Here is a 5781-nt window from a genome sequence, read left to right on the forward strand (position 1 = left end):
GATGCAAATCGTCCGCGGCCGCAGCGGGCCGCTCTCGCGGGATTCAAAATTGTCCTTCATTGACCGGCTTTCGCTGGTCGATGCCTTCATGAGCTGGGCGGCGGTCTACACGTCGAAGGTCGCAGGACTCATCGTGCCCTGGCTGTTCCTGCTGTTCGGCATCAAGGCGGTGCAGGCGGACCTCACTGAGCTATTGCGCTTCTTCCTGCCGTTCTACGTCTGGCACGCACTCAGCATGGCCTGGCTGTCGCACGGCCGGTCACTCGCCATGATGTCGGACGTCTCGCAACTCATCGCCGCGCCCGCGGTGCTCAAGGCGGTGGCAACCGGCCTGTTGAAGCCGAAGGGACACAAATTCAAGGTCACGGCGAAGGGCGGCGACCGTGACAGCAGATTCGTCGAATGGCCGCTGCTGCGGATCTATGGCTGCGCCCTCATCATCACGCTCGCGGCCATCGCCTACGCTTTCATCCTGCATCTGCGCGGCGAGAACATCGCCTATGGCGGACTGGCCCTGGCCTGGAGCCTCTACAACGCGGTCATCCTCACCGTGGTCTGCTTCGTCTGCATCGAGCAGCCGCGCAAGCGCAAGGCGGAGCGCTTCAATCGCAATGAGCCGATCCTGTTGCGTCAGGGCGGCAAGTGGCATCTCGCGCGGCTCGCCGACATCTCCATTACCGGCGCCCGGCTGATCGATCCCGATCCGCCGGCACCCGGCAGCACGATCGACTGCCGCATCTATGGCCGCTCGATCGCGGCGATCGTGGTGCGACTGACGGTGGATGGATTCGCGGTGCGGTTTGAGGAAGGCATGGATGCACGCGTCCATGCGATCAGGGCGTTCTATGCCGGCGAATATATCCGCGCCTATCAGGGCGTCAGGGCCCTCCCGGTCGGCAAAGCACTTCTGATGAGGCTGTTTGGCTAGATCAGCGCTCGCTCTTATTCCATCAGCCGGCGGGTCATGGAAAGGTTGGCTTGAGGCCATCACTTCACCTAAACTTTGGGCGAATCCACGCCTCGCCCTCCCCCTGCCGGAACCCACATGGTCCAGACCCGATTTCTGATCGCGGCCGTCGCACTCCTCGCCTGCTCGAGCGCCTCGGCTCAGCTCATGCCGCCTCCGACAAAGCCCGCCGTCCCGAAGGCCACCGCTCCCTCGCCGCGCGCGGCGTCGTGCCATAACGGGGCGAGCTTCGATCGCTTCCTGGCCGACATTAAACAGCAGGCCGTTGCCGCCGGCGTGTCGCAGCACACGATCGCGGAAGCCTCGCCCTACCTCGTCTACGACCAGGGCATCGTCAACCGCGACCGCGGCCAGCGCGTGTTCGGCCAGCTCTTCACCGAATTCGCCGGCCGCATGGCCGCGCCCTATCGCATGCAAAACGGCCAGCAGCACATCAAGACCTATGCGGCCGCGTTCGCGCGGGCCGAGAAGGAATACGGCGTGCCGGCGGCGGTGATCGCGGCGTTCTGGGGCCTGGAAAGCGATTTCGGCGCCAACATGGGCAATCTGCCGACGCTGAAATCGCTGGTGTCGCTCGCCTATGACTGCCGGCGCTCGGAGATGTTCGTGAACGAGACCATCGCTGCGCTGAAGGTCATCGACCGCGGCGACCTCACGCCCGAGGAGATGATCGGCTCCTGGGCCGGCGAGCTCGGGCAGACCCAGTTCCTGCCGGTGCATTACGTCAACTACGCCGTCGACTATGACGGCGACGGGCGGCGCGATCTGTTGCGCAGCGGGCCCGACGTGATCGGCTCGACCGCGAACTACATCGCCAACGGCTTGAAGTGGCGGCGCGGCGAGCCATGGCTGGAAGAGATCAAGGTGCCGCAGAACCTGCCATGGGACCAGACCGATCTCTCGGTGCGAGAGCCGCGCTCGAAATGGGCGCAGCTCGGTGTCACCTATCCGGACGGCCGGCCGCTGCCGAACGACAATCTCGCGGCCTCCGTGCTGCTGCCGATGGGACGCTTTGGTCCGGCCTTCATGGCCTATCCGAATTTCGCGGCCTACACCGAGTGGAATAACTCGCTGATCTATTCGACCACCGCAGGTTACCTCGCCTCGCGCATCGCGGGCGCGGCGCCGATGCGCAAGCCGGCCCAGCCGGTCGCGCAGCTGCCGTTCAACGACCTGAAGGAATTGCAGCAGCTCCTGGTCCGCGCCGGCTTCAATGTCGGCAAGGTCGACGGCGTGCTCGGCCAGCAGAGCCGTGCCGCCGTGAAGGCGATGCAGGTCAAATACGGCCTGCCCGCCGATTCCTGGCCGACCGCCGAGCTGCTCGCCCGCATGCGCGGCGGCACGGCGCAGGCGCAGCCCCAGGCGACGGTGCGGTAAAGCCTCTACTCTCCGTCATGCCCCGCGAAAGCGGGGCATCCAGTACTCCGCGGCGACAATTGGTACGCACAATTCCGGCCGCGGCGTACTGGATCGCCCGCTTCGCGGGCGATGACAGCCGTGGAGAATTTTCGCACCGCACAAGCCGCTCGCGCGATTGTATTTTTCCATGAGGCTCCCATGTGAGTGGCTCAGGTTTTCTCCTGAGATTTCCCCTCATTCGAGCGAGCATTACATGTCCTTCCACGACGCCGTCGTCCCCGCATATCTGCAAATGCTGAACAGCCTCATCGGCCTGCTCACCAAAGCCGAGGCGCATTGCGCGGCCAAGAAGGTCGACCCGAGCGTCCTGCTCGGCTCCCGCCTGTTCCCGGACATGCTGCCGCTGTCGAAGCAGATCCAGCTCGTCAGCGATTTCGCTACCAAGGGTTGCGCGCGGCTGACGCATAGCGAAGTGCCRTCCAATCCCGACACCGAGACCAGCTTCGTCGAATTGAAGCAGCGGCTCGCGAAGACGATCGACTATGTGAAGTCGTTCAAGCCCGAACAGTTCGAGGGCGCCGACACCAGGGACGTCACCTTCCCGGCCGGGCCCGACAAATCCATCACCATGAAGGGGCAGCAATTCCTCAGCGCGTTCTCGCTGCCGAACTTCTATTTCCACGCCGCGACCGCCCACGGCCTTTTGCGTCACAATGGCGTTGAGATCGGCAAGCGCGACTTCCTCGGCACCAACTGACTTCTGAGCCCGGCAGCGGAAACCCGCTGCCGCGGCCCAAATTGCACATGAATTATGCTACGCGGGCCTTGCCGCGTAGCTCGCCTGCACTTTCCGTATGGCTCCTCCCTTGCGCTGATTGCCGCGATGCACAAGTGTTCCAGATCTCTCACCGCCTGGAAGCAATCCCATGAGCCGTCCGACCAAATTGTTTGAGCCCTACAAGCTCGGCCCGATCACGCTCGCGAACCGTTTCGTGATGGCGCCCCTGACGCGCAACCGCGCCGTGCCCGGCAGCTTCGTGCCAGGTCCCCTCGCCGCCGACTATTACGGCCAGCGCGCCTCCGCAGGCCTGCTGATCACCGAAGCGAGCCAGGTCTCGCAGCAGGGCCAGGGCTATCAGGATACGCCCGGCATCTACTCCAAGGACCAGGCCGCCGGCTGGCGCAAGGTCACCGACCGCGTGCATGAGCGCGGCGGCAAGATCTTCATCCAGCTCTGGCATGTCGGCCGCATCTCGCACACCGCGCTCCAGGCGAATGGCGCAGCCCCGGTGGCGCCGAGCGCGATCCGCGCCAAGGGCAAGACCTTCGTCAACGGCACCTTCGCCGACGTCTCCGAGCCGCGCGCGCTCGAGCTTTCCGAAATTCCAGGCATTATCGACGATTTCAAGCGCGCCACGCGCTATGCGCTCGAGGCCGGCTTCGACGGCGTCGAGATCCACGGCGCCAACGGCTACCTGCTCGAGCAATTCGCCAAGGATGGCACCAACAAGCGCCTGGATGCCTATGGCGGCTCGATTGAGAACCGCGCCCGGCTGATGCTCGAGGTCTCCAAGGCCGTCGTCTCCGAAGCCGGCGCTGAGCGCACCGGCATCCGCATCTCGCCGGTGACGCCGGCCAACGATATCTCGGATTCGAACCCGCAGGCCCTGTACGACCATATCGTCGATGGCCTCAGTGCGCTGAAGCTGGTCTATCTCCATGTCGTCGAAGGCGCCACCGGCGGCCCGCGCGACATCGCGCCGTTCGACTATGCGAGCCTGCGCAAGCGCTTCGCCGGCGCCTATGTCGCCAACAACGGCTACGACTTCGATCTCGCGACCAAGGTGCTGGACGCGAACGCGGCCGATCTCATCGCCTTCGGCAAGCCGTTCATCTCGAACCCCGACCTCGTCGAGCGCCTGAAGAAGGGCGCAGCGCTGAACGACTGGGACAAGAACACGTTCTATGGCGGCAGCGCGAAGGGGTACACGGATTACCCGGCGCTGGAGCCGGCTGAGGCAGCGGAGTAGTTTTTTCCCCAGCGCGCTGTCATGCCCCGCGAAAGCGGGGCATCCAGTATGCCACCAGCAGTGAGATTCATCCGAGAGCCCGCGGCGTACTGGATCGCCCGCCTTCGCGGGCGATGACAGTTGTGAGTGCGGTAAGGCCGTCCCACAGTCTCGTCATTGCGAGCGTAGCGAAGCAATCCAGAATCGTTCCGCGGGTAGCAGTCTGGATTGCTTCGCTGCGCTCGCAATGACGATGTGGAGGCAACGCACCTGACTCACCAAAAGAAAAAAGGCCGGGATTGCTCCCGGCCTTTCGTCGTTATGCGGCGTGCGTTACTGCAGCGAGGCGCGCTTGGGCGGGGTGGCCGGCCACGACTTGATCAGCGTGTCGTAGTCGACCGTTTCGCCCTTCGGCTTCTCGTTGGCGAGCTTGCGCTGCGGCGCGATGGTGCCGTCCTTCTGGGCCTTGGCGAACCAGTACTCGGCCGTTTCCTTCTTGTGCAGCTTCGGGCCGCAGGCCCCTTGCACACCGGACTTCTCCAGACGCTCCATGACGGAGTCTTGCGCGGCGGCAAGCGAATCCATCGCGGCTTGCGGCGTCTTCGTACCGGACGACGCATCGCCGATATTCTGCCACCACAGCTGCGCCAGCTTCGGATAGTCGGGCACGTTGTTGCCGGTCGGGGTCCACTGCACGCGCGCGGGCGAGCGGTAGAACTCGATCAGGCCGCCGAGCTTCGGCGCACGCTCGGTGAACGACTTGTCCCAGATGTCGGATTCACGGATGAAGGTGAGACCGACATGGCTCTTCTTCAGCGACACCGTCTTGGAGACGATGAACTGGAGATAGAGCCAGGCCGCCTTGCGGCGGTCAGCCGGGGTCGACTTCAGGAGTGTCGCCGAACCGGCGTCCTGGTAGCCGAGCTTCATGCCTTCCTTCCAGTACGAACCGTGCGGCGACGGAGCCATACGCCATTTCGGCGTACCGTCCGCGTTCATCACGGCGATACCCGGCTTCACCATGTCGGCGGTGAAGGCGGTGTACCAGAACATCTGCTGGGCGATGTTGCCCTGCGCCGGCACCGGACCCGACTCGGAGAAGGTCATGCCCTGAGCCTGCGGCGGAGCATACTTCTTCATCCACTCGAGGTACTTGGTGATCGAGTAGACCGCGGCCGGACCGTTGGTGTCGCCACCACGCTCGACCGAGGAGCCGACCGGGCGGCAGCCTTCCATGCGGATGCCCCATTCGTCGACCGGCAGACCGTTCGGAATGCCCTTGTCACCGTTGCCGGCCATCGASAGCCAGGCGTCGGTGAARCGCCAKCCGAGCGAGGGGTCCTTCTTGCCATAGTCCATATGGCCGWAGAYCTTGRYGCCGTTGATYTCCTTGAYGTCGTTGGTGAAGAACTCGGCGATGTCCTCATAGGCCGACCAGTTCACGGG

The 5781-nt window shown here is 64.3% G+C and carries 4 protein-coding genes and 1 pseudogene; 4 read left to right on the forward strand and 1 reads right to left on the reverse strand.

The window, feature by feature from the left end; all coding sequences use genetic code 11:
* The 4 genes from ACXJL8_RS31790 to ACXJL8_RS31805 all read left to right on the forward strand — a co-directional run.
* Positions 1-928 (forward strand): PilZ domain-containing protein (locus ACXJL8_RS31790; RefSeq protein ID WP_456686211.1); only part of this gene is annotated, 928 nt, incomplete at its 5' end.
* A 117-nt stretch (positions 929-1045) separates the two neighbouring features.
* On the forward strand, positions 1046-2344 hold the full coding sequence (locus ACXJL8_RS31795; RefSeq protein WP_456620417.1) for a lytic murein transglycosylase: 1299 nt from the start codon (positions 1046-1048) through the stop codon (positions 2342-2344).
* Positions 2345-2579: 235 nt separating this feature from the next.
* Complete coding sequence (locus tag ACXJL8_RS31800) at positions 2580-3083, forward strand: DUF1993 domain-containing protein (RefSeq protein ID WP_456620416.1); 504 nt, start codon at positions 2580-2582, stop codon at positions 3081-3083.
* A 169-nt stretch (positions 3084-3252) separates the two neighbouring features.
* On the forward strand, positions 3253-4356 hold the full coding sequence (locus ACXJL8_RS31805; protein ID WP_456620415.1) for an alkene reductase: 1104 nt from the start codon (positions 3253-3255) through the stop codon (positions 4354-4356).
* Positions 4357-4668: 312 nt separating this feature from the next.
* On the opposite strand, the pseudogene ACXJL8_RS31810 reads toward ACXJL8_RS31805, so the two are convergent.
* Positions 4669-5781: pseudogene (locus tag ACXJL8_RS31810) on the reverse strand (carbohydrate ABC transporter substrate-binding protein); the annotation flags it as partial.

The sequence above is a fragment of the Bradyrhizobium sp. P5_C11_2 genome (assembly GCF_054049755.1).

Bases quoted from the DNA above. Each gene is read 5' to 3' on its own strand.
- ACXJL8_RS31805 (WP_456620415.1), top strand. From the start codon at position 3,253: ATGAGCCGTCCGACCAAATTGTTTGAGCCCTACAAGCTCGGCCCGATC.
- ACXJL8_RS31795 (WP_456620417.1), top strand. From the start codon at position 1,046: ATGGTCCAGACCCGATTTCTGATCGCGGCCGTCGCACTCCTCGCCTGC.